General features: G+C 71.1%; 20 protein-coding genes. 14 read left to right on the forward strand and 6 right to left on the reverse strand.

What is annotated here, in order from left to right:
• Nucleotides 1–90: 90 nt before the first annotated feature.
• Nucleotides 91–375 (reverse strand): helix-turn-helix domain-containing protein, encoded by a 285-nt coding sequence (locus MKK68_RS07540; RefSeq protein WP_244029599.1) that lies wholly within the window; start codon nucleotides 373–375, stop codon nucleotides 91–93.
• A complete protein-coding gene (locus MKK68_RS07545) occupies nucleotides 338–610 on the reverse strand; it encodes a BrnT family toxin (protein WP_243947558.1) in 273 nt (90 codons plus the stop codon). Before MKK68_RS07545 ends, MKK68_RS07540 begins: the two co-directional genes overlap by 38 nt.
• 184 nt (nucleotides 611–794) lie before the next feature.
• Between MKK68_RS07545 and pyrH the strand changes: the two genes are divergently transcribed.
• From pyrH to dxr, 4 genes are all read left to right on the forward strand, one after another.
• On the forward strand, nucleotides 795–1,517 hold the full coding sequence (gene pyrH / locus MKK68_RS07550; protein WP_244029601.1) for a UMP kinase: 723 nt from the start codon (nucleotides 795–797) through the stop codon (nucleotides 1,515–1,517).
• A 135-nt stretch (nucleotides 1,518–1,652) separates the two neighbouring features.
• Nucleotides 1,653–2,216: a ribosome recycling factor gene (gene frr, locus MKK68_RS07555; RefSeq protein ID WP_147727743.1), complete on the forward strand. Its 564-nt coding sequence runs from the start codon at nucleotides 1,653–1,655 to the stop codon at nucleotides 2,214–2,216.
• Nucleotides 2,217–2,396: 180 nt separating this feature from the next.
• On the forward strand, nucleotides 2,397–3,257 hold the full coding sequence (locus MKK68_RS07560; protein ID WP_244029603.1) for a phosphatidate cytidylyltransferase: 861 nt from the start codon (nucleotides 2,397–2,399) through the stop codon (nucleotides 3,255–3,257).
• A gap of 14 nt (nucleotides 3,258–3,271) precedes the next feature.
• Nucleotides 3,272–4,450, forward strand: a complete 1,179-nt coding sequence (dxr, locus tag MKK68_RS07565) for a 1-deoxy-D-xylulose-5-phosphate reductoisomerase (RefSeq protein WP_244029605.1) — start codon at nucleotides 3,272–3,274, stop codon at nucleotides 4,448–4,450.
• Between the two features lie 120 nt (nucleotides 4,451–4,570).
• On the opposite strand, the gene MKK68_RS07570 is transcribed toward dxr, so the two are convergent.
• Nucleotides 4,571–5,212, reverse strand: a complete 642-nt coding sequence (locus MKK68_RS07570) for a TetR/AcrR family transcriptional regulator (protein ID WP_243932315.1) — start codon at nucleotides 5,210–5,212, stop codon at nucleotides 4,571–4,573.
• A 126-nt stretch (nucleotides 5,213–5,338) separates the two neighbouring features.
• Between MKK68_RS07570 and MKK68_RS07575 the strand changes: the two genes are divergently transcribed.
• From MKK68_RS07575 to lpxB, 9 genes are all read left to right on the forward strand, one after another.
• The gene (locus MKK68_RS07575; protein WP_244029607.1) at nucleotides 5,339–6,559 is read left to right on the forward strand and encodes an HlyD family secretion protein; all 1,221 of its coding nucleotides are present in this window, start codon (nucleotides 5,339–5,341) and stop codon (nucleotides 6,557–6,559) included.
• A 5-nt stretch (nucleotides 6,560–6,564) separates the two neighbouring features.
• Nucleotides 6,565–8,172, forward strand: coding sequence for a DHA2 family efflux MFS transporter permease subunit (locus tag MKK68_RS07580; protein WP_244029609.1), 1,608 nt, complete (start codon nucleotides 6,565–6,567; stop codon nucleotides 8,170–8,172).
• A 184-nt stretch (nucleotides 8,173–8,356) separates the two neighbouring features.
• A complete protein-coding gene (locus tag MKK68_RS07585; RefSeq protein WP_244029611.1) occupies nucleotides 8,357–9,511 on the forward strand; it encodes a M50 family metallopeptidase in 1,155 nt (384 codons plus the stop codon).
• Between the two features lie 423 nt (nucleotides 9,512–9,934).
• Nucleotides 9,935–12,496 (forward strand): outer membrane protein assembly factor BamA, encoded by a 2,562-nt coding sequence (gene bamA / locus MKK68_RS07590; protein ID WP_147728015.1) that lies wholly within the window; start codon nucleotides 9,935–9,937, stop codon nucleotides 12,494–12,496.
• A 57-nt stretch (nucleotides 12,497–12,553) separates the two neighbouring features.
• A complete protein-coding gene (gene lpxD, locus MKK68_RS07595; protein ID WP_244029613.1) occupies nucleotides 12,554–13,612 on the forward strand; it encodes a UDP-3-O-(3-hydroxymyristoyl)glucosamine N-acyltransferase in 1,059 nt (352 codons plus the stop codon).
• A gap of 134 nt (nucleotides 13,613–13,746) precedes the next feature.
• Nucleotides 13,747–14,211, forward strand: coding sequence for a 3-hydroxyacyl-ACP dehydratase FabZ (fabZ, locus tag MKK68_RS07600; protein ID WP_147728017.1), 465 nt, complete (start codon nucleotides 13,747–13,749; stop codon nucleotides 14,209–14,211).
• Nucleotides 14,208–15,026 carry an acyl-ACP--UDP-N-acetylglucosamine O-acyltransferase gene (gene lpxA / locus MKK68_RS07605; RefSeq protein WP_147728018.1) on the forward strand — a complete coding sequence of 273 codons (819 nt, stop codon included), beginning with the start codon at nucleotides 14,208–14,210 and terminating at the stop codon, nucleotides 15,024–15,026. Before fabZ ends, lpxA begins: the two co-directional genes overlap by 4 nt.
• 8 nt (nucleotides 15,027–15,034) lie before the next feature.
• Entirely contained in the window at nucleotides 15,035–15,916 is an 882-nt protein-coding gene (locus tag MKK68_RS07610) for an LpxI family protein (protein WP_244029615.1), read from the forward strand.
• The gene (gene lpxB / locus MKK68_RS07615; RefSeq protein WP_243983992.1) at nucleotides 15,913–17,061 is read left to right on the forward strand and encodes a lipid-A-disaccharide synthase; all 1,149 of its coding nucleotides are present in this window, start codon (nucleotides 15,913–15,915) and stop codon (nucleotides 17,059–17,061) included. Before MKK68_RS07610 ends, lpxB begins: the two co-directional genes overlap by 4 nt.
• Before the next feature lie 214 nt (nucleotides 17,062–17,275).
• Here lpxB and gltA read toward each other — a convergent pair whose 3' ends face one another.
• Together gltA and gltX are read right to left on the reverse strand one after the other, a co-directional pair.
• On the reverse strand, nucleotides 17,276–18,565 hold the full coding sequence (gene gltA, locus MKK68_RS07620; RefSeq protein WP_147844312.1) for a citrate synthase: 1,290 nt from the start codon (nucleotides 18,563–18,565) through the stop codon (nucleotides 17,276–17,278).
• Between the two features lie 208 nt (nucleotides 18,566–18,773).
• A complete protein-coding gene (gltX, locus tag MKK68_RS07625; protein WP_243933120.1) occupies nucleotides 18,774–20,201 on the reverse strand; it encodes a glutamate--tRNA ligase in 1,428 nt (475 codons plus the stop codon).
• Between the two features lie 249 nt (nucleotides 20,202–20,450).
• Between gltX and MKK68_RS07630 the strand changes: the two genes are divergently transcribed.
• A complete protein-coding gene (locus tag MKK68_RS07630; protein ID WP_244029617.1) occupies nucleotides 20,451–22,796 on the forward strand; it encodes a ComEC/Rec2 family competence protein in 2,346 nt (781 codons plus the stop codon).
• Here the strand turns inward: MKK68_RS07630 and lexA are convergent.
• Entirely contained in the window at nucleotides 22,790–23,530 is a 741-nt protein-coding gene (lexA, locus tag MKK68_RS07635) for a transcriptional repressor LexA (RefSeq protein WP_243933128.1), read from the reverse strand. The genes MKK68_RS07630 and lexA overlap by 7 nt on opposite strands.
• Nucleotides 23,531–23,612: the final 82 nt, after the last annotated feature.

Genomic DNA, 23,612 nt, shown 5'->3' on the forward strand with positions numbered 1-23,612 from the left:
GAGCGACATGATAGGTTCTTCCGAGGAGCCTCGGCCGCAAGGCCGGGGCTCTTCGCGTTCCGGCCCCCGACGAAGCCGCCGGCGTCTCGCTCAAGCCATGGCTGCGGCGACCATGTCCGGATGCCGGGCGATGACGCGAACGTAGGCGACCGCGAAATCGGGAGGCGTGGTCCGAGCCTGTTCCCAATCGCGCAGGGTTCCGAGCGGGACACGGAACCTGAGGGCGAACGCGGCTTGCGAAAGGCCCAGCGTCGTGCGCGCCATCCGGATCAGCCGGGCCTTCTGCGCCCGATCCAAAGCCGTCGCGGGGACATCGAAATCCTCCGGGTCGCTGGTCTCAGAGGCCAGGATCGTAGGCTCGTCCTTCACCGGCATTGCTTCGCCTCACAGAGATGAACCGTGGCCGCCCGTTTCGCCAGGTGAACACGGCCGCGTGGAGTTTGCCCTCGACCAGACCAATGGCCTTGAAACGTTCCTCGCCGTCCTGCGGCCGGACGGAGGGAATGATCGGGTGGGCCTCGTCCGCCATGATCCTGTCGCCGAACGCGAGCGACAGGCCGTGCCGTTCGCGGTTGATCGCATCCTTGCCGGGATCGAACGGCTCGCTCATCGTACCAATGATACGGAAATCCCGTACCTCCAAAAAGGCGACATCCGAGGCCGGCAACCGATTTTTCGCAGCCGCTCCGCGGAGAGCGGTCTCCGGGGCCTCGACGGTCCCGGGCGGCCTGACGTAGAAGCCCCTCGGTTCTGGATCAGGTTCGGCCGTGTCGCCGGACCCTATGAGGTGGACGATGCCGGAGACGACGCCGTTTCGCCGGGTGCTGGTGAAACTCTCGGGCGAGGCGCTGGCCGCCCCCGACGGGTACTGGCTCCATCCGCCGACGCTGGCGGGCCTCGCCGAGGACATCGCCCGCGCCATCGAGGCCGGGATCGAGGTCGCGCTGGTGGTCGGCGGCGGCAACATGATCCGCGGCGCGCGGATCTCGCAGGCCGGGTTCATCGACAGGGCCACCGGCGACTCGCTCGGCATGATGGCCACGGTGATGAACTCGCTCGCGCTCGAGACCGCGCTCAACGCGGCCGGCGTCCCCGCGCGCACGATGTCGGCGGTCTCGATGCCGACGATCTGCGAGACCTACGCGCGCCAGCCGGCCCTGCACCACCTCGACAAGGGCCAGGTGGTCGTGCTCGCCGGCGGCACCGGCAACCCGTTCTTCACCACCGACACCGCCGCCGTGCTGCGCGCGGCCGAGCTCCGCTGCGACGCGGTCCTGAAGGCGACGCAGGTCGACGGCGTCTACTCGGCCGACCCGAAGACCCATCCGGAGGCGACCCGCTACGACCGCATCACCCACGACGAGGCGATCGCCCGCGACCTCAAGATCATGGACACCGCCGCCTTCGCGCTCGCCCGCGAGAGCCGGCTGTCGATCGTGGTCGGCTCGGTGCACCCGCCCTCCTCGATCACCGCGATCCTCACCGGGGACGCGCCCTCGACCCTGGTCGTGCCCTGAGGACGGCGGGCGTCCCTGAGGGGCGTTGCGGTTTGCGGCCTCACGGGATTTCGTTCATTGAGGCGCCGACGCGCTCCGGCCCGGCGGGCCGGCTCGACCGACGAACAGTGAAGACGTTTCGGGAACTCTGAGACAATGGCTACACCGGACTTCGACCTCGCCGACATCAAGCGCCGCATGCAGGGCGCGGTCACGGCGCTCTCCAAGGATCTCGGCTCGCTGCGCACCGGCCGCGCGACGCCGAGCATCCTCGACCCGATCCAGGTCGACGCCTACGGCGCATCGATGCCGATGGCGCAGGTCGCCACCGTGAGCGTGCCCGAGCCGCGCCTGCTGTCGATCTCGGTGTGGGACCGCGGCATGGTCACGGCCGTCGAGAAGGCGATCCGCGAATCCGATCTCGGGCTCAATCCGCAGACGGAAGGCCAGACCATCCGCCTGCGCATCCCCGAGATGAACGAGCAGCGCCGCAAGGAGATGGTCAAGGTCGCGCACAAGTACACCGAGGAGGCCCGCGTCGCGGTCCGCCACGTGCGCCGCGACGGGCTCGACCACCTCAAGAAGCTGCTCAAGGACAGCGCCATCTCCGAGGACGACGAGAAGCGCCAGGCCACGGAAGTGCAGAAGGTCACAGACCAGCACATCGCCGAGGTCGACGGGGTGCTGGCGTCCAAGGAAAAGGAAATCATGCAGGTGTGAGGCGGCCTTGGCCCCGCTCCCGAGGGGAGGGGGCGTGACGGTGCCTGCGCCGACCTGTGAGGAAACGCTAGACCGGGCCGGCTGCCCCGGGGCCGGCGACGTGACGGAGAGGGGACGCGTGGACGGGAAGCACTCTGCGCGCCTTGCATCCGCGCGGACCGACGGTTCGAGGGCGCGGTGATGGCCGCCGACGACAGGGCGGTCGGCGCGCGGAAGAACCCGTTCGCGAACCGCGAGTTCGGCCTGCGCGTGGTCTCCGGGCTCGTGCTGGCGGCGATCGTCGTGGCGGCCCTGGTGGTCGGCGGCTGGGCCTTCGCCGTGATCTGGCTCGCCGCCGGGATCGTCGGCGCCGCCGAATGGATCGGCATGAGCCGGACGACGCCGCGGCGCGCGCTGCTGGCCATCGTCGCCGGCACGCTGATCCTGGCGGCGGCATGCTTCGAGGGCGACGCGCCGACCTACGCGGTGCCGGTGCTCCTAGCGCTCGGCGCCGTGCTGTGCGTGGTGGTGGCGGAGGGGGCGGCCGGGCGCCTGCGGGCGCTCGGCGCCCTGTTCGGCGGCGCGGTCGTCGCCCTGGTGCCGGTGGCGCTCCGCGACGCGCCGGCGATCGGCATCCTCGGGCCGGCCTGGATGTTCGCCGTGGTGTGGTCGACCGACGTGGTGGCCTACTTCACCGGCCGGACGCTCGGCGGGCCGAAGCTGATGCCGCGGGTGTCGCCGAAGAAGACGTGGTCCGGCGCGCTCGGCGGGCTCGCGGGCGCGGTGGCCGCCGGTCTCGCGGTCGTCGCGCTCGCCCGGGCGCAGGGCTGGAGCCCGCTCGCCGAGACCGGCCTCGTCTGGGTCGGGCTCGCCAGCGCCGTCGCCTCGGTCCTGAGCCAGGGGGGCGACCTCGTCGAATCGGCCCTGAAGCGCCGCTACGGCGTCAAGGATTCCGGCAAGTCCATTCCCGGCCATGGCGGGGTGATGGACCGGCTCGACGGGTTCTTCGCGGTCGCGTTGCTCGCCGGCCTGTACCTGATCCTGCGCCGCCTCGCGGCCTGACGGAGTTTTTCGCCGTGACCCACACCGTCACCATCCTGGGCGCCACGGGCTCGATCGGCCGCTCGACCACCGACCTCCTCGCCCAGCACCCGGATCGCTTCCGGGTGGGCGCCGTGGTCGGCGGCCGCGATGCGGCGGCCCTGGCCAAGGTCGCGCGCGAGACCGGCGCGCGCTTCGCCGCGCTCGCCGATCCGGCCGCCGGCGCGGCGCTCGCCGAGGCGCTGTCGGGCTCCGGCATCCCGTCCGGGGCGGGCGAGGCGGCGGTGCTCGACGCGGTGGCGCAGGAGGCCGACATCGTCGTCGCGGCGATCAGCGGGGCCGCCGGCCTGAAGCCGACCCACGAGGCGCTCCGCCTCGGGCGGCAGGTCGCGCTCGCCAACAAGGAGAGCCTGGTCTGCGCCGGCGACGCCTTCATGCGCGACGCCAAGCGCTACGGCGCGACCATCCTGCCGATGGATTCCGAGCACGACGCGCTCAGCCAGGCGATGGCCGGCCGGCCGCTGGAAGATGTGCGCACCATGATGATCACCGCCTCCGGCGGCCCGTTCCGGACCTGGACGCGCGAGCGCATCGCCGCCGCCTCGCCGGCGGAGGCCGCCGCCCACCCGACCTGGTCGATGGGGATGAAGATCAACATCGATTCCGCCTCCCTGATGAACAAGGGGCTGGAGCTGATCGAGGCGCACCACCTGTTCGGCATCGAGCCGGGCCGCCTCGACGTGGTGGTGCATCCGCAATCGGTGATCCACGGGATGATCTACTGGCTCGACGGCGCCGTCACCGCCGAGCTGGCGCTGCCCGACATGCGCGTGCCGATCTCGCACTGCCTCGGCCTCGGCGACCGCCTGACCATCGCCCGCGGCCGGTCCCTCGACCTCGTGGCTTTGGGCAGCCTCACCTTCGAGGCCGCCGACGAGGCGCGCTTCCCGTGCCTGCGGATCGCCCGCGCGGCGCTCGCCGAGGGCGGCGCGGCGCCGACGGTGATGAACGCGGCCAACGAGATCGCGGTGGCGGCCTTCATCGCCGGCGCGATCCCGTTCTACGGAATCGCCGACCTCGTCGAGCGCGCGATCGCGCATTTCGCGGGGATCCACCGCACCGCCCCCGACGGCGTCGAGGAGGCCCTGGCGATCGACGCCGAGGTGCGGGCCTGGAGCACGGCCGCTTTGCCGCGGATGCGCGCGGCCGGCTGAGCGCGACGGATTTTCCGATCCGCACCGCGCCTTCCCTCCCCCCTTTGAGCGGGGGAGGGAAGGGTGCTCCGAGTCGAGGCCTGGCCGCATCCGCACGTCGTCGGGAGCGAAGGGCGTGCCTCAGCGCCCCGGGCCGTAGCCCGCGAAGAACACCCGCACGGCCTCGCGGATGCGATAGTCGATCTCCTCCCGCGTCACCGGATCGCCGGCGTGGAACAGCAGGCGCGTCAGCAGGCCGGCCTGGCAGAGATGCAGGAAGTGCTTGGCGGCGAGGTTCGTGTCCGCCGCGTTCAGGCGCCCGGCCGCCACCTGCGCGTCGAGGTAGGCGGTGAGCCGCGTCACGCCCATCGCCGGGCCGGCCTCGAAGAAGGCCTGCCCGAAGCGCGGGAACTTCTCGCAGGCGCCGATCACCATGCGGATCACCGCCACGTGCTCGGGCCGCACCATCTCGATGAGGTAGGTGGTGCCGAGCCGCGTCAGCACCGCGGCGACGTCGGGGTCGTCGGCATCCAGCAGGAACAGGGCCTCGGCCAAGCCCCGCTTCTCCTCCAGGGTCAGCGCCTCGAACAGCGCCTCCTTGCTGTCGAAGTAGACGTAGAGCGTGCCCTTCGAGACGCCGGCCGTGCGAGCGATCTCGCCCATGCTCGCGCCGTCGAAGCCCGCGCCCATGAAGACCTGGCGCGCGCCGTCGAGGATCTGGCGGCGCTTGTCGCTCTCGGGCGTGACGGCGTCTCGTTCCAGCGTCGCGGAGGTCGCGGGCATCTTGGCGATCCTGATTGACCGAACCGTTCGGTCAATGATATCTACTGCGTCGGAGCGACGGACGTCAATCGTCCTGGTCGATGACCGAACCGTTCGGTCAGCAAGTTTCAAGCTGGGATTTCGGGCATGTCGTTGCGCGAGGATGGCGACCGGATCGATGCGGCCGAAGCGGCCGACGCCGTGCGGGACGAGCGCGCCGAGGCGCCGCGCGCCACGCCGAAGGCGGCCGCGGCCTCGCCCCACGTCCCGGCTCCCGCCGAGGCCCCGGTGGTCGGGAAGCGCTCGCGCAAGACGCTCGTCCTGGCCGGCCTGCTCTGCGCGGCGTTGGCCGGGGGCGGCTACCAGGGCTGGCAGTACTGGACCGTCGGGCGGTTCTTCGTCTCGACCGACGACGCCTACGTGCAGGCGGACATCTCGGTGCTCGCCGCCAAGATCTCCGGCTACCTCGAAGCCGTCCCGGTGGTGAACGGGCAGTCGGTCAAGAAGGGCGACGTGATCGCCCGGCTCGACGACGGCGACTACCGGCTCGCGCAGCAGGCGGCGCAGGACAAGCTCGCGACCCAGGAGAGCACCATCGTGCGGATCGGCCGGCAGGCCGAGGCGGCGCAGGCGCAGGTCGTGCAGATGGCCGCCCAGATCGACGCGACCAAGGCCGACGCGGTGCGGGCGCTCGCCGACTACAACCGCGCGACCCAGATGCAGGCCGACTACGTCGCGAAATCCCGCCTCGACCAGGCCAAGGCCGACCGCGACCGCACCGATGCCGCGGTCAAGGGCGCCGAGGCCGGTCTGATCGCGGCCAAGGCCAACGTCGAGGTTCTGCACGCCCAGCAGCGCGAGGCCGAGAGCCTCGCGGCCGAGCTGCGCACGGCCGTCGACCGCGCCAAGCGCGACGTCGCCTTCTCGACGATCCGGGCGCCGTTCGACGGGGTCGTCGGCAACAAGGCGGTGGAGGCCGGCGCCTACGTCGCGCCGGGCTCGCGCGTCGCCGCCCTGGTGCCGCTCAAGAGCGTCCGCATCGATGCGAACTTCAAGGAGACCCAGCTCGTGCGCGTCCGCCCCGGGCAGCACGTGCGCATCGAGGTCGACGCCTATCCCGACCGCGAGATCGCGGGCGAGGTCGAGTCGCTCTCGCCCGCCTCGGGCTCGGTGTTCAGCCTGCTGCCGCCCGACAACGCGACCGGCAACTTCACCAAGATCGTCCAGCGCCTGCCGGTGCGGGTGAAGGTGCCGGCCGACGTCGCCGCCGAGGGCCTGCTCCGGCCCGGCCTGTCGGTGACGGTCCGCATCGACACCCGCGACGGCGCCGACGCGCCGCTCCTGCGGACCGCGCATAAGCAGGACTGACCGCCATGGCCGCGACCGCCGCCGCCGGCCCCGGCCGAGCCCCCATCCCCGCGGCGTCGCCCTCCGCGACGGCCGAGCCGCTGCTCGACCGCCGCCGGATGGTGGCGTTCCTGTGCATGGTGTTCGGGATGTTCATGGCGATCCTGGACATCCAGATCGTCTCGGCCTCGCTCAACGAGATCCAGGCCGGCCTCTCGGCGTCGGGCGACGAGATCCCCTGGGTCCAGACCAGCTACCTGATCGCCGAGGTGATCTCGATCCCGCTCTCGGGCACCCTCTCGCGGGTGCTCTCGACCCGGTGGATGTTCGTGATCTCGGCCGGCGGCTTCACGCTGATGAGCGTGATGTGCGCCACCGCCTCCTCGATCGACGCGATGATCGTCTGGCGCGCGCTGCAGGGCTTCATCGGCGGCGGCATGATCCCGACGGTGTTCGCCTCCGCCTTCACGATCTTCCCGCCGTCCAAGCGCTCGATCGTCTCGCCGATGATCGGCCTCGTGGCGACGCTGGCGCCGACCATCGGCCCGACGGTCGGCGGCTACCTGACGGACCTCGGCTCCTGGCACTGGCTGTTCCTGATCAACGTGGTGCCCGGCATCGCCGTCACGGTCTCGACCTTCTTCCTCGTCGACTTCGACGAGCCGAACCTCGACCTGTTCAGGAGCTTCGACTGGTACGGGCTCGCCGGCATGGCGGGCTTCCTCGGCTGCCTCGAATACGTGCTCGAGGAGGGGCCGAACCACGATTGGCTGCAGGACGACGCGGTGGCGATCTGCAGCGTCATCGGCACGGTCTCGGCGGTCGGCTTCTTCTGGCGGGTCTTCACCGCGAAGCAGCCGATCGTGGACCTGCGCGCCTTCGCCGACCGCAACTTCGCCGCCGGCTGCGCGGCGAGCTTCGTCCTCGGCATCGGCCTCTACGGGCTGACCTACCTCTACCCGGTCTACCTCGCGCGGATCCGCGGCTACTCGGCGCTGCAGATCGGCGAGACGATGTTCGTCTCGGGCCTGTGCATGTTCGCCACCGCGCCGATCGCCGGGCGGTTCTCCGGCAAGGTCGACCCGCGCATCCTGATGGCGATCGGGTTCTCGGGCTTCGCCGCCGGGACCTGGATCGTCACCGGGCTGACCAAGGATTGGGACTTCTGGGAGCTGCTGTGGCCGCAGGTCCTGCGCGGCTGCTCGCTGATGCTGTGCATGATCCCGATCAACAACATCGCGCTCGGCACCCTGCCGCCGGCCCGGATCAAGAACGCGTCCGGCCTCTACAACCTCACGCGGAACCTCGGCGGCGCGGTCGGGCTCGCGCTGATCAACACCCTGCTCAACGATCGCTGGGACCTGCACCTCGAGCGCCTGCACGAACGCTTCACCTGGGCCAACGGCGCGGCCCTGGAGCGCCTCGACGCGATGCGCCGCCAGTTCGAGGCGACCGGCGGCGACGCCGAGAAGATGGCCCTGAAGGCGCTGACCAACACCGTGCGGATGCAGGGGCTGGTGATGAGCTTCGAGGACGTGTTCCTCGTTCTCACCGGCCTGTTCCTGCTGATGGCGCTGGCCACGCCCCTGATCCGCAGGCCCGCGGCGGCGGCCGCCGGGGGAGGCGGGCACTGACGGGCAGGCGAGGCGGGGGCGGGGGGATAGCGGGGAAAAGGCGGGTTCGAGCCGCGCCCGCATCGCCGGCGCCGCGCGCTCGTGCCACGCTGGCGTTTCGTCGGCGCAGGTTTGCGTTGGATCACCACCGCCCCGATCTGCTAGAGCGGAGTGCAAGGCCCGATCGCGGCCCGAGGATCGACGCATGGATTTCCTGACCGCGATGGGCGGCACGGCCACCGGCTTCTTCGGTGCGGTGATCCCGTTCCTGTTCGTGCTGACCGTCGTGGTCTTCGTCCACGAGATGGGGCACTTCCTCGTCGGACGCTGGTGCGGCGTCGGCGTCCACGCGTTCTCGATCGGCTTCGGGCCGGAGCTCGTCGGCTTCAACGACCGCCACGGCACCCGCTGGAAGCTCTGCGCGATCCCGCTCGGCGGGTACGTCAAGTTCCACGGCGACGCCAACGGCGCCAGCATTCCGGATGCCGACACCATCGCGCGGATGACGCCGCAGGAGCGGGCGATCAGCTTCCCGACCCAGCCGGTGGCCAAGCGCGCGGCGATCGTCGTCGCCGGCCCGGTGGCGAACTTCATCCTCGCGATCCTGCTGTTCGCCGGCGCGATCTGGCTCGGCGGCCGTCTCGAGCTGCCGGCCCGGGTCTCGGCGATCGATCCCAGCAGCGCGGCGGCGCAGGCCGGCTTCCAGACCGGCGACCTCGTGAAGAGCATCGACGGCGAGCCGATCCCCGATTTCAACACGATGTACCGCATCGTCACCGGCAGCGCCGGAACGCCGCTGAACTTCGTCGTCGAGCGGGCCGGGGCCGACGTGCCGATCGTCGCGACGCCGTCGGTCTACGAGGAGAGCACCAAGTTCGGCCGCCACCGCATCGGGCGCCTCGGCATCCGCTCGCCGGCCGCCTCCGAGGCGAAGCTCGTCACCTACGGCCCGGTCGCCTCCCTCGGCCTCGGCGTGCACGAGACGGTGTTCGTGGTCCAGCGCACCTTCTCCTACCTCGGCAAGCTGGTGACCGGCCGCGAATCCGCCGACCAGCTCTCCGGGCCGATCGGCATCGCCCGCGTCTCCGGCGAGGTCGCCAAGGTCGGCGGCATCGGTGCGCTGATCGGGCTGATCGCGCTGCTCTCGGTCTCGATCGGTCTGCTCAACCTGTTCCCGGTGCCGCTGCTCGATGGCGGCCACCTGCTGTTCTACGCCTTCGAGGTGGTGCGCGGCCGCCCCTTGAGCGAGCGCGCCCAGGAGATCGGCTTCCGCGTCGGGCTCGCCCTCGTGCTGGTGCTGATGATCTTCGCGGCCTGGAACGACATCCTGAACCTCGGCGCCTCCTGGCGCGCAACCTGAGCGCGGCACCGCGCTCGGTCCCCGCGCGCCGCCCACGAGGCGGTCGCCGCAATCCCGCCGCGATTGCGCGCGCGGCGGCCTCCGGCGGCGCCTGACCGGCCCCCGGCGAGTCCCCTGACGGGAGGCCGTGGAAGGGTTACGAAGACGTTTTCCGGATCCGGCACGGCTCGGGATTTCCGTGTCGGCGCAGGGATTTACCGTTCGTTTACCCTGCGACGAAATGGATGGGAACTTTGCGGGGGCGTTAAGTGGCCTGAAGGCCACGGCCCCCAAAATCCCGGTCATAGGACCCCCCGCGCCGTTTGCTTGGCAGGGGAATCCCGCTAAGAGCTACGCTTGGACCAGGTATTACGGGACGGCCGGTCAACGGTCGCTCGTGGCGGGTGCGAACCCGATCCGATGATAAGACAGACGGGCGAATAGATGATGTCGATGACGGGGAAGCACCGGCGCAAGTCGGTGAAGCGGACCATCGTCCTAGCCGCCGCGGCGGGCATTGCGCTGACCGGGGTCGCGCAGGCCCAGCAGATCGTCGTTCAGGGCAACCGCCGCGTCGATGCCGACACCATCCGTTCCTACGTCACCGGCACCGCATCGGGCTCCGCCGAGGAAGCCCGCCGCAACCTGCTCGCCAGCGGCATGTTCGCGGACGTGAAGGTCGCCGCCAGCGGCGGCCGCACCGTCGTGACGGTCCGCGAGAACAACCTGATCAACCGGGTCGTGTTCGAGGGCAACAAGAAGATCGAGAAGGCCACGCTCGAAGGGCAGGTCGAGGCCAAGGCCCGCGGCGCCTTCAACGAGGCCGTGATCAAGTCCGACATGGCGCGGATCAAGGAAGTCTACCGCCGCGCCGGCCGCGGGACCGCCAAGGTCACCTACCGCACCGTCGACCTGCCCAACGGCTCGATCGACGTGATCTATCAGATCGACGAGGGCGATAAGACCGGCATCGTGTCGATCACCTTCGTCGGCAACAACGCCGTGAGCGAGCGGACGCTGAAGGGGCTGGTCTCCTCGTCCGAGATGAACTTCCTGTCGTTCATCAAGACCTCCGACGTCTACGATCCCGATCGCATCGCCAACGATCTCGACCTCGTCCGCCGCTACTACCTGCGCAAGGGCTACGCCGACTTCCGCATCGTCAACGCCGACGCCCGCTACGTCGAGGGCCCGGACGCCAACGGCTGGGTGATCACGGTCACGGTCGAGGAGGGCGAGCAGTACACGGTCGGCGCCGTGGCGGTGGATTCCCGCCTGCCGGGCCTCGACACGAAGAACCTCGACGGCGAGATCCGCACCACGGTCGGCGACGTCTACAACGCCGAGGACGTCGAGAAGACCCTGTCGGGCCTGACCAACGACGTCGCCCGGGCCGGCTATCCCTTCGCCCAGGTCCGCCCGACCGGCCAGCGCGACCGCGCGACCCACCAGGTCTCCCTCGGCTTCGTCGTCGAGGACGGCCCGCGCGTCTACGTCGAGCGCATCAACATCCGCGGCAACACCCGCACCCGCGACTACGTCATCCGCCGCGAGCTCGATATCGCCGAGGGCGACGCCTACAACCGCGTGCTGACCGACCGCGCCGAGCGCCGCCTGAACGGCCTCGGCTTCTTCAAGAAGGTCCGCTTCTCGAACGAGCCCGGCTCCTCGCCCGACCGCGTCGTGATCAACATCGACGTCGAGGATCAGCCCACGGGCTCGTTCTCGGTGGCGGGCGGCTACTCCACCCAGGACGGCATCATCGGCGAGGTCTCGGTCTCCGAGTCGAACTTCCTCGGTCGCGGCCAGTACGTCCGCGTCGCCGGTACCGGCGGCCAGTACTCGCGCGGCGTCGACTTCTCGTTTACCGAGCCGTACTTCCTCGGCTACCGCCTCGCGGCCGGCTTCGACGCGTTCTACAAGTACAGCGACCTGACCCGGTACTCGCGCTACGAGACCACCGTCTACGGCGGCCAGCTCCGTATCGGCCTGCCGGTGACCGAAGCCTTCGGCGTGACCCTGCGCTACTCGCTCTACAACACCGAGCTGAAGGTCCCGAACTCGATCAAGCAGCCCTACAACGACTGCTCGAACCCGATCCCGGGCATCACCAGCGTCTACCCGAACGGCGCGCAGCTCAACGGCCGCGACGTCAGCGGGCTGGCCCAGTACCCGGCCTGTGCCTACAACGGCGAGGCCTCGATCGCGATCAAGGGCTCCCAGGGCAACACGCTCACCTCGCTCGCCGGCCTGACGCTCGCCTACTCGACGCTGGACGTCATCGGCGCGCCCCGCAACGGCCTCTACGCCGAGCTGAAGCCCGACGTCGCGGGCCTCGGCGGCGACTCGAAGTTCTTCCGCGTCACCGGCGACGCCCGGTACTACAAGGAACTCTACGAGGACGTCGTCGGCTTCGTCCGCCTCCAGGGCGGTCACATCGAGGCGCTGGACAGCAACCCGCTGCGCATCACCGACCAGTTCTTCCTCGGGCCGTCGCTGGTCCGCGGCTTCGCTCCCAACGGCATCGGCCCGCGCGACGTCGGCACCACCGACGCCCGCTCCAACGCCATCGGCGGCTCGACCTACGTCGGCGGCACCCTCGAGATCCAGTTCCCGCTCCCCTACGTGCCGCGCGATCTCGGCCTGAAGGGCGCGGTCTTCGCCGACGCCGGCACGCTGTTCGGCTATCACGGCCGCACCACGTTCGACGTGAACGGCGACAACTTCATCAACGGCACCGCGCCCGGCGGCGCGTGCAACTTCAACGCCTTCAACATCGGCGTCGAGCCGGAATGCGTGAACGTCCGCGACAAGGCCGTCATCCGCTCGTCGGTCGGCGCCTCGATCCTGTGGAACTCGCCGCTCGGCCCGATCCGCTTCGACTACGCCTACGCCCTGAGCAAGGACGAGGGTCTGAAGGTGTTCGTCCCGACGCTTGGCAAGTACGGCCACATCGGCGCGGACCAGACGCAGGCGTTCCGCTTCTCCGGCGGCTCGCGGTTCTGATCCGAGAAAAAAGGTCGCGCGCCGCCTCGGGTTTCCCGGGGCGGCGCGTTGTCGTGCATGCCTGATCCCGTCTTCTTCATCCCGCAGCCCGGTCTCACCCTCGGCCTCGTCGCCGAGGCGGCCGGCCTGCCCGTGCCCGAGGGCTTCGATCCGGCGCACCGGATCGACGGCGCCGCGCCGCTCGAGACCGCGGGGCCGCGCGACCTCGCCTACATGGACAACGCCCGCTACGGCGACGCGCTCGCCGCGACCCGGGCCGGCATCTGCCTCGTCGCCCCGCGCTTTTCCGCGCGCGTGCCCGCCGGCACCGCGACCCTCGTCCTGCGCGATCCCTACCGCGTCTACGCGGTGCTGCTCGGACGGCTACACCCGGATGCGCTTCGCCCGGGCTCGCAGTTCGGCGCCCGCGGCATCGCGCCCGGCGCCCACGTCCACCCCGATGCGCGCCTCGAGGACGGCGTCACGGTCGATCCCGGCGCCGTCGTCGGCCCCGGCGCCGAGATCGGCGCGGGCACGGTGATCGGCCCCGGCGCCGGCATCGGACCCAACGTGCGGATCGGGCGGGACTGCGCGATCGGCGCCGGCGCCACCCTGAGCCATGCGCTCGTCGGCAACCGCGTCATCGTCCATCCCGGTGCCCGGATCGGCCAGGACGGGTTCGGCTTCCACATGGGGGCGACCCACCTCAAGGTGCCGCAGGTCGGCCGCGTCATCGTGCAGGACGACGTCGAGATCGGCGCCAACACCACGGTGGACCGCGGCGCCTCGCGCGACACGGTGATCGGCGAGGGCACCAAGATCGACAACCTCGTGCAGATCGCCCACAACGTGGTGATCGGCCGCCACTGCGTGATCGTCTCGGGCGTCGGCATCTCCGGCTCGACGACGCTCGAGGACTACGTCGTGCTCGGCGGGCAGGTCGGCGTCGTCGGCCATCTGCGCATCGGCCGCGGCTCGCAGATCGCCGGCTCCTCCAACGTCAACCGGGACGTGCCGCCCGGCAGCCGCTGGGGCGGCACGCCGGCCAAGCCGGTCCGCGCCTGGTTCCGCGAGCTGACGACGCTCGCCCGCCTGGCCGAGCGCTCGGGCCGGGACGAGCCGGCGGACAAGGGCTGATCGAAAGGGCCGATCGATCCGGCCCGTGCGCCCGCCGCGCTTGCGTCGGGGCGCCGTTTGGGTCGAAAGGACGGGGATCGGTGACGACGGGCGTGCGCGGATGCGCGGCGTCGAGGCGAGGATCGAAGAGATCGATGAGTGAGACGGCGCGTGAACTCGGCTCGGCCGACATCCAGAAGGTGCTGGAGCTGCTGCCGCACCGCTACCCGTTCCTGATGATCGACCGGATCATCGAGATCGACGGCGACGAGAGCTGCATCGGGATCAAGAACGTCACCGTCAACGAGCCGCAATTCACCGGGCATTTCCCGAACATGCCGGTGTTTCCCGGCGTGCTGCTGATCGAGGGCATGGCCCAGACGGCGGGCGCGATCTGCTGCCGGCACATCATGCAGAGCAACGTGCAGACCAAGCAGGTGTTCTTCATGACGATCGACAAGTGCAAGTTCCGCAAGCCGGTGGTGCCGGGCGATCAGGTCCGCTTCCACATGACGAAGACCAACCACCGCAAGACGATGTGGTGGTTCCGCGGAGAGGCGCGCGTCGACGGCGCCCTCGTGGCGGAGGCCGAGATCGGGGCCATGCTGGTGACGGCGTGAGCGCGCCCGCGATCCATCCGAGCGCGATCGTCGAGGACGGCGCCGAGATCGGCGACGGCTGCCGCATCGGCCCGTTCTGCCATGTCGGCCCGCAGGTGGTGCTCGGCGTCGATTGCGAGCTCGTCAGCCACGCGGTCGTCGCGGGCGACACCCGCATCGGTGCCCGCACCCGGATCTATCCCTTCGCCTCGATCGGCCACCCGCCGCAGGACCTGAAATACAAGGGCGAGCCCTCGACGCTGCGGATCGGCGCCGACTGCCTGATCCGCGAGGGCGTCACCATGAACCCCGGCACCGCGGGCGGCGGCCTGGAGACGGTGGTCGGCGACAAGTGCGCCTTCCTCGCCAACGCCCATGTCGGGCATGATTGCCACGTCGGCAGCGGGGTGATCTTCTCCAACAACGTCATGCTGGCCGGCCATTGCAGCGTCGGCGACTACGCCATTCTCGGCGGCGGCGCGGCGGTGATCCAGTTCGCCCGCGTCGGCGCGCACGCCTTCGTCGGCGGCCTGTCGGGGCTGGAGAACGACTGCATCCCCTACGGCATGGTGCTCGGCAACCGCGCCTACCTCGCCGGCCTCAACATCGTCGGCCTGCAGCGTCGGGGCTTCGCGCGCGAGGACATCCATGCGCTGCGCCGCGCCTACCGCCTGCTCTTCGCCCCCGAGGGGACGCTGATGGAGCGGGTCGAGGACGTGGCCTCGGAATTCGAGAGCCACCCGGCGGTGCGCGAGATCCTCGATTTCATCCGCGCCGGCGGCAAGCGCTCGATCTGCACGCCGCGCGAGACGGCGGCTTCCGGCGGCGGCGCCTGAGGCCGCCGATGTCGGCTCCTCGGCCCGCACGGCCGGACGCGAGGCTGGTGCTGGTCGCGGGCGCCGGGCGCCTGCCCGAGCAGGTCGCCCACTCCCTCGACCGTGCCGGCCGCGCCTTCAAGGTGCTGGCGCTGCGCGGGTTCACCGACCGCCCCTTGCGCGCGCGGGCCGACGCCACCGTCGACCTCCTCGACATCGGCGAGACCCTGCGCATCCTCGCGGGCTGGGGGCCGGCGACCATCGTGCCGGCCGGCGGCGTCGCACGGCCGAGCCCGGCCGCGATCCTCAACGCGGCGGCCGCGTTCCGCAACCGGGTCGCCCTGCGCAATCTCGCCGATGGCGGCGACGACCGGCTGCTCCGCGGTGCCCTCGCGCTGCTGGAGGAGAACGGCCACACCGTGTGCGGCGTCCACGAGGTCGCCCCGGACCTGCTCAGCCCCGCCGGCCCGATCGGCCGCCACGCGCCGGACGCGGCCGGCGCAGCCTCGATCGACACCGGCCGCGCGCTGCTGACCGCGCTCTCGGCCTTCGATGTCGGCCAGGCGGTGGTGGTCGCGGCCGACCGCGTGCTCGCCGTCGAGGGCCCCGAGGGCACCGACCGCATGCTCGCCCGCGCCCGCACCGTCGGGCGCAAGCCGTGGGACCTCAGGCTCTGGCGGCGCGAGCGGGCGCTGCCCGCGACCGTGCTGGTGAAGTGCGCCAAGGACGACCAGGATCTCCGCATCGACCTGCCGGCGATCGGCCCGCGGACGGTCCGCAACGCGTCGGCCGCCGGCTGCGTCGGGCTCGCGGTCGAGGCCGGGCGGACGCTGCTGATCGACCGGGCGGAGACGATCGCCGAGGCCGATCGGCTCGGCCTCTTCCTGATCGGCATAGGGGTCGGCGCATGAAGATCTGGCTCGTCGCGGGCGAGGATTCCGGCGACCAGCTCGGCGCCAAGCTGATGGCGTCGCTGCGCGAGGCCGCGGGCCGCCCGGTGACCTTCGGCGGCGTCGGCGGGGAGGCGATGACGGCGCGTGGCCTGACCTCGCTCTTCCCCCTCGATGACGTGGCGGTGATGGGCTACCTGCCGGTGCTGGCGCGGCTGCGCACGCTCCTGCGCCGCATCCGCCAGACGGTGGACGACGTGGTCGCCAACCGCCCGGACGTGCTCGTGATCATCGACAGCCCCGGCTTCACCCACGCGGTCGCCTCGCGGGTGCGCAAGCGTGCGCCCGAGATCCCGATCGTCGACTACGTCTCGCCGAGCGTGTGGGCGTGGCGGCCGTGGCGGGCGGCCTCGATGCGGGGCTTCGTCGACCACGTGCTCGCGCTGCTGCCGTTCGAGCCGGAGGCGCACCTGCGGCTCAACGGGCCGCCCTGCACCTATGTCGGGCATCCGCTGATCGAGCGGTTCTCCGAGCTGCGGCCGGACGCCGCCGACGCGGCGTCGCGGGAGGCCGTGCCGTGGCGCGTGGTGGTGCTGCCGGGCTCGCGCCGATCCGAGATAGAGCGGCTGATGCCGGTCTTCGGCCGCACCCTGGCGCGCATGGCGCGGGACGTCGGGCCGATCGAGGCGGTGCTGCCGGCGGTCACCCGTCATCGCGCCTTGATCGAGCGCATGGCCAAGGCCTGGAGCGCCCCCGTGCGCATCGTCGCGGGCGAGGCCGAGAAGTACGCCGCCTTCCGCCAGGCGCGGGCCGCGCTTGCCGCCTCCGGCACCGTGACGCTGGAGCTGGCGCTCGCCGGCGTGCCGATGGTGGTGGCCTACAAGGTCTCGCGTGTCGAGGAGGCGGTGGCCCGGCGCCTGATCCAGGTGCCGACGATCGTGCTGCCGAACCTGATCCTCGGCGAGAACGCGATGCCGGAATTCGTGCAGGCCGAGTGCACCGAGGACCGCCTCGCCACGGCGCTCGCCCCCCTGGTCACCGGCGGCGCCGCGCGGGACCGCCAGCTCGCGGCCCTGCAGCGCATCGACGGCCTGATGCGGCTGCCGGGCGACGAGGCCCCGAGCCGCAGCGCGGCGCGGGTGGTGCTGGCTGCGATCAGAACCTGAGGCTTCGGATCGTCGGGCTGCCGTCATTCCGGGGCGCCGCAGGCGAGGCCGGAATCCAGAGCCGCCGGCGATGCCTGCCGTAGGGCGGCCTGCGGTTCAGGATCCCGGGCTCTGCCTCGCAGCCCCGGAATGACGGGCGCGGGTCTTTGGCGACCGAGAGGCCCATCGCGCCGCCGGCAGATCCATCATCGGCCGACGGCGCTCAAAAGGCGCCTCAGCCGCGGTCGTTGATGCCGACGTAGTCGCGCTTGGTCGGGCCGACGTAGAGCTGGCGCGGGCGACCGATCTTCTGCGAGGGGTCCTCGATCATCTCGGCCCACTGCGCGATCCAGCCGACGGTGCGTGCCACCGCGAACAGCACCGTGAACATGTCGGTCGGGAAGCCCATCGCCTTGAGGGTGATGCCCGAGTAGAAATCGATGTTCGGGTAGAGCTTCTTCTCGATGAAGTACTCGTCCTTGAGCGCGATCTCCTCGAGCTTCATCGCGACCTCGAGCAGCGGGTCGTCGTGCTTGCCGAGCTCCTTTAGCACCTCGTGGGTGGTCTTCTGCATGATCCGCGCGCGCGGATCGTAGTTCTTGTAGACCCGGTGGCCGAAGCCCATCAGGCGGAAGGGATCGTTCTTGTCCTTGGCCTTGGCGACGTACTGGTCGACGCGGTCCGGCGTGCCGATCTCCATCAGCATCTTCAGCGCCGCCTCGTTGGCGCCGCCATGCGCCGGGCCCCACAGGCAGGCGACGCCGGCCGCGATGCAGGCGAACGGGTTCGCGCCGGAGGAGCCGGCGAGCCGCACCGTCGAGGTCGAGGCGTTCTGCTCGTGGTCGGCGTGCAGGATGAAGATCTTGTCCAGCGCCTTGGCGAAGATCGGGTTGATCTGATACTCCTCGCACGGGACGGCATAGCACATCCGCAGGAAGTTCGAGGTGTAGTCGAGGTCGTTCTTCGGGTACACAAACGGCTGGCCGATCGAGTACTTGTAGGCCATCGCCGCCAGCGTCGGCATCTTGGCGATCATGCGCATCGACGCGATCATGCGCTGGCTCTCGTCCGTGATGTCGGTCGAGTCGTGGTAAAAGGCCGAGAGCGCGCCGACGGAGGCCACCATCACCGCCATCGGGTGGGCGTCGCGGCGGAAGCCGGTGAAGAACCGGTTCATCTGGTCGTGCACCATGGTGTGGCGCGTGACGCGGTAGTCGAAGTCGGCCTTCTGGCCCGGCGTCGGCAGCTCGCCGAACAGCATCAGGTAGCAGGTCTCGAGGAAGTCGCCCTGCTCGGCGAGCTGCTCGATCGGGTAGCCGCGATAGAGCAGAACGCCCTCGTCGCCATCGATGTAGGTGATCTTCGATTCGCACGAGGCGGTCGAGGTGAAGCCCGGATCGAAGGTGAAGGCGCCGGTCTGGGCGTAGAGCTTGCCGATGTCGACGACGTCGGGGCCGATCGTGCCGCTCTTGACGGGCAGAGAGATCTGCTTGCCGTCCACGGTGATGGTGCTGGCTGCGCTCATGGAACGTGGACCCTTTCCTGGCAACGAATCGAAGCCGGCCCAGGCTGCGCTCCGCGCCGCCCGGGACCCGAAGTCACCGGCATTTTGCTGCAGGTGCTCACAAGCCCATCGGGTTAGCGGATCGGCCGAGCGCCAGCAACGGGGCGGATGACAACCACGTCGAGACGCCAAGCGAAAACCGGGCCGCGCGTGCGCTGCGGCGGCGGTCTCAACCCTTCGTGATGCCGTCGCCGAGACGGGCGAGGCTCTCCGCGCGTCCCAGCACCGCCATCACGTCGAACAGCGGCGGCGAGGTCGTGCGCCCGGTCAGCGCCGCGCGCAGCGGCTGGGCGACCTGCCCGAGCTTCAGGCCGGCGGTCTCCGCGAAGTGCCGCACGGCCGCTTCCGTCGCGGCGGCGTTCCAGTCGGGCAGGGCTTCCAGCGCCGGCAGGATCGCGGCGAGCCGCCCGCGCGCCTCGTCGGTGAGGAGGGCGGAAGCCTTCTCGTCCGGCACCAGCGGCCGCGCGGCGGTGAGATAGTAGGCGCTGTCGAGCAGCTCGATCAGGGTCTTGGCCCGCTCCTTCAGCCCCGGCATCGCCGCGACGAGCTTTTCGCGAAGGGCCGGCGCGAGCGGTGCCGAGAGGCCGCGCTCCGGGCCGACGTTCGGCAGGATGCGCTCGATCGCGTCGACGAGGTCGGCGTCCGCCGCGCCGCGGATGTAGAGGCCGTTGAGGTTCTCGAGCTTGGCGAAGTCGAACCGCGCCGGCGAGCGGCCGATCGCCTTCAGGTCGAAGGCCGCCACCATCTCCTCGGTCGAGAACACCTCCTGGTCGCCGTGGCTCCAGCCGAGGCGGACGAGGTAGTTGCGGAGCGCGGCCGGCAGGTAGCCGAGGTCGCGGTAGGCGTCGACGCCGAGCGCGCCGTGGCGCTTGGAGAGTTTGGCCCCGTCCGCCCCGTGGATCAGCGGGATGTGCGCCATCCTCGGCACCTCCCATCCGAGCGCCGAGAAGATCTGGCTCTGGCGCGCGGCGTTGGTGAGGTGGTCGTCGCCGCGGATCACCTGGGTGACGCCCATGTCGTGGTCGTCGACGACGACGGCGAGCATGTAGGTCGGGTTGCCGTCCGAGCGCAGCAGCACGAGGTCGTCGAGATCGCGGTTGGCCCAGGTGACGCGGCCCTGCACCGCGTCGTCGACGATCGTTTCGCCCTCGCTCGGGGCGCGCAGCCGGATCACCGGCTTCACCCCGGCCGGTGCCTCGGACGGGTCGCGGTCGCGCCAGCGCCCGTCGTAGCGCAGCGGCTTGCCCGCCGCCCGGGCCTGCTCGCGCATCTGCGTCAGCTCCTCCGGCGTGGCGTAGCAGCGATAGGCGTTGCCCGAGGCGAGCAGGCTCTCGGCGACCTCGCGGTGGCGCTCGGCGCGGGCGTACTGGAACACCACGTCGCCGTCCCAATCGAGCCCGAGCCAGCTCATCCCGTCGAGGATCGCGTCGATCGCCCCTTGCGTCGAGCGCTCGCGGTCGGTGTCCTCGATGCGCAGCAGCATCCGGCCGCCCATCCGGCGGGCATAGAGCCAGTTGAACAGCGCCGTGCGGGCGCCCCCGATATGGAGGTAGCCCGTGGGCGAGGGCGCGAAGCGCGTGACGACGGGTGACGACATCGGACGATGGATCTTCTGGTGACGGGGCTGAAGGAGCACCCTGAACGCGGCCGCGGCACGGATCGGCCGATCCGGTTGCGCGCGTCTAGATCGCTCTGCGACGGAGGGAAAGGCGGTTCGTCGTCCCCGACGACGCACGGAAGCTGGGGACTTGCGCCCGGACCCGGCCCGGACGGCTCTAGCACGCCCTCGCGGATGCGTTAAGAATCGGGTCGGCGCAGCCGTTTTGCGCCGACCGGTGTGCCGATCATGGCGCGGGACATCGCACGATCGACGGGACGGGCCGTCGCCACGTCGGCATCAGGCCGCTTCCCGTCGCCCGCCGTGCTCGGGCCGGCCGTGCGCGGCTGGGTCGTCGGCGGGCTCGCGATCGAGGCCGAGCAGCGGCGGCTGTTTCCCTGGCTCGCGGTCGCCTTCGGCGCCGGCATCCTCGCGTTCTTCACCGCCACCGACGGCATGCCCTCGCTCTGGGCGCCCCTCGTCGCAGCCGGCGCCTGCGCCGCGACCCTGCCGTTCCTCGGTGCCCGGCCCGCGGCGCTGGCCGTCGCCCTCGGGCTGATGGCGGCGCTCCTCGGCTTCGCGGCGAGCGCCCTGCGGGTCGCGCAGGTGGCGGCGCCGGTGCTGACCCGCACCATCATCGCGCCGCTCGAAGGCCTGATCGAATCGCTGGAGGAGCGTGAGGAGGGCGCCCGCCTGGTGGTGCGGGTCGCGAGCCTCGGCACGATGGCCGCGGCCGAGCGGCCGGTCCGGGTGCGCGTCTCGTTCAAGAAGGCGCCGCCCCTGCGGCCGGGCGACTTCATCGCCGCCACCGCCCGCCTGCTGCCGCCCCCCGAGGCGGCCCGCCCCGGCGGCTACGATTTCGCCCGCGACGCCTACTTCCGCGGGATCGGCGCGGTCGGCTCGCTCCTCGGCAAGATCGCGGTGAAGCCGCCGCCCGAGCCGGCGCCGTGGTCGCTCCGGCTCGCGGCCGCCGTGGACGACGCCCGCAACGCGCTGACCCGCAGGATCACCGACGCCAACGGCGGCCAGGCGGGCGCCGTCGCCGCCGCCCTGGTGACCGGCAAGCGCGGGCTGATCGCGCCGGCCACCAACGACACGCTGCGGGCGGCGGGGATCTACCACGTGGTCTCGATCTCGGGGCTCCACATGGTGCTGGCCGCCGGGGTCGTGTTCTGGCTCGTCCGCGCCGGCCTCGCCCTGGTGCCGTTCCTGGCGCTGGCCTGGCCGATCAAGAAGATCGCCGCGGCGCTGGCGATGGTCGGCGTCACCGCCTACTGCGTCTTCTCCGGCTGGGACATCGCGGCCGAGCGTTCCCTCGTGATGACCCTGATCATGCTCGGGGCGATCCTGGTCGATCGCCCGGCGCTCAGCATGCGCAACCTCGCTCTCGCCGCGCTCATCGCGCTCTCGCACGAGCCGGAAGGCTTGCTCGGCCCGAGCTTCCAGATGTCGTTCGGGGCGGTGGCCGGCCTCATCGCCTGCGCCCGCCTGATCGATGGAGGGATGTTCCGCCGCGACGGGGCCGGGCGGATCGGCCGGCTGATCGCGCTGTCGCTGACGACGGTGGTCGGCACCCTCGGCACGACGCTCGTGGCGCAGGTCGCGACCGCGCCCTTCGCCACCTACCACTTCCAGACCGTCCAACCCTTCGGGCTGATCGGCAACGCGCTCACCCTGCCGCTGGTCTCGCTCGCGGTGATGCCGGCGGCGGTGCTGGGCATCGTCGCCTACCCGTTCGCCCTCGACCAGCCGGTCTGGTGGCTGATGGGACTGGCGGTGCGCGGCATGCTGACCATCTCCAGCTGGATCCAGGGGCTCGGGCGCGCCAACGTCGTGGTCCCGGCCTTCGGCACCGCCGCGCTCGGGTGCCTCGCCGCGGGGCTGCTGCTCGCGACGCTCCCGGTCTCGCGCCTACGCTGGCTCGCCCTGCCGCCGGCGCTGCTTGGGCTCGGCTTGGCGACGATGCCGGCCCGCTACGACATCTACGTCGACCGCCAGGGCAGCGGGGCGGCGGTGCGCCGCGCCGACGGCAGCCTCGTCGCCCTCGGGCGGCCGTCGAACTTCGTGCTGGAGCAGTGGCTGAAGGCCGACGGCGACGGCAGGCCGGGCGCGCAGGCGACGGGCGGTTCCGTTTGTGACCGGATCGGATGCACGCTTCGGTTGGCCGACGGGCGCGCGGTGGCGCTTCTGAAGGATCGCCGCGGCTTCGCGCAGGATTGCGCCAAGGCCTCGGTGCTGATCACGGCGCTCGCCGCACCGCCGGGCTGCGCCGCCGCCCTCGTCATCGATCGCGCCTACCTCGCCAGCCACGGCGCCGTGGCGATCCGCGTCGAGTCGAATGGCTTCATTCTGGCCGACACGCATGAGCCGGGACGGACGCTGCCGTGGCGCCCCGCGATGGTCCGTCCCCCGCCCCAGGGAACGGATGACGCGGCAGCGGGCGGATCGTCGCCCGCGGCCGAGCCCAAGCCGAAGGACGTCCCGTTCCAGGGCATGGCCGTACCGCCCCCCCGGGCGGAGGACGCCGACCCGGCACCCGACGATCCGGCCGCGGACGGCCCGAACCCGGAGATGCCGGGCGAGACCCTTCAGTAACGGCGCACGAGGCTAACCAGGCGGCCCTGGATCTGCACCCGATCCGGCCCGAGCACGCGGGTCTCGTAGGCCGGGTTCGCGGCTTCGAGCGCGATCGAGGAGCCGCGACGGCGCAGCCGCTTCAGCGTCGCCTCCTCGTCGTCGATCAGCGCCACGATGATGTCGCCGGTGTTGGCGGTGTCCTGCTTGCGGATGACCACGAGGTCGCCGTCGAGGATGCCCGCCTCGACCATCGAGTCGCCGCGGACCTCCAGGGCGTAGTGCTCGCCGCCGGCCAGGAAGTCCGGCGACATGGTGATCGCGTGGCTCTGGTTCTGGATCGCCGAGATCGGCGTGCCGGCCGCGATCCGGCCCATCACCGGGATCGACACCGCGCGACCGCTGTCGTCGACCATCTGCGTCGTGGAAGGACGCGGCGGCACGGCCTTCGAGCGCCCGCCCTCGACCACGCTCGGGGTGAACCGGCGCGGCGCGGCGGGAGCTGCCGGCACCGGGGCGGGCGCGCTGGAGCGGCCGGCGCCGTCGGGCATGCGCAGCACCTCGATCGCCCGAGCCCGATTCGGAAGCCGGCGCAGGAAGCCGCGCTCCTCCAGGGCGGTGATCAGCCGGTGGATGCCGGATTTCGACTTGAGATCGAGGGCATCCTTCATCTCGTCGAACGACGGCGGAACACCGTCCTCGCGCATCCGCTCGTCGATGAATCGCAGGAGATCCAGCTGTTTACGGGTCAGCATCGGCGCGGCTCGCAAGAATGCGCGGCCACACGAAGGTGGAGCCGCAGAAACAAAACACGAACACGTTAAACGTTCGTCAAGT

Source organism: Methylobacterium sp. E-016 (assembly GCF_022829745.1).
Classification (GTDB): Bacteria; Pseudomonadota; Alphaproteobacteria; order Rhizobiales; family Beijerinckiaceae; genus Methylobacterium.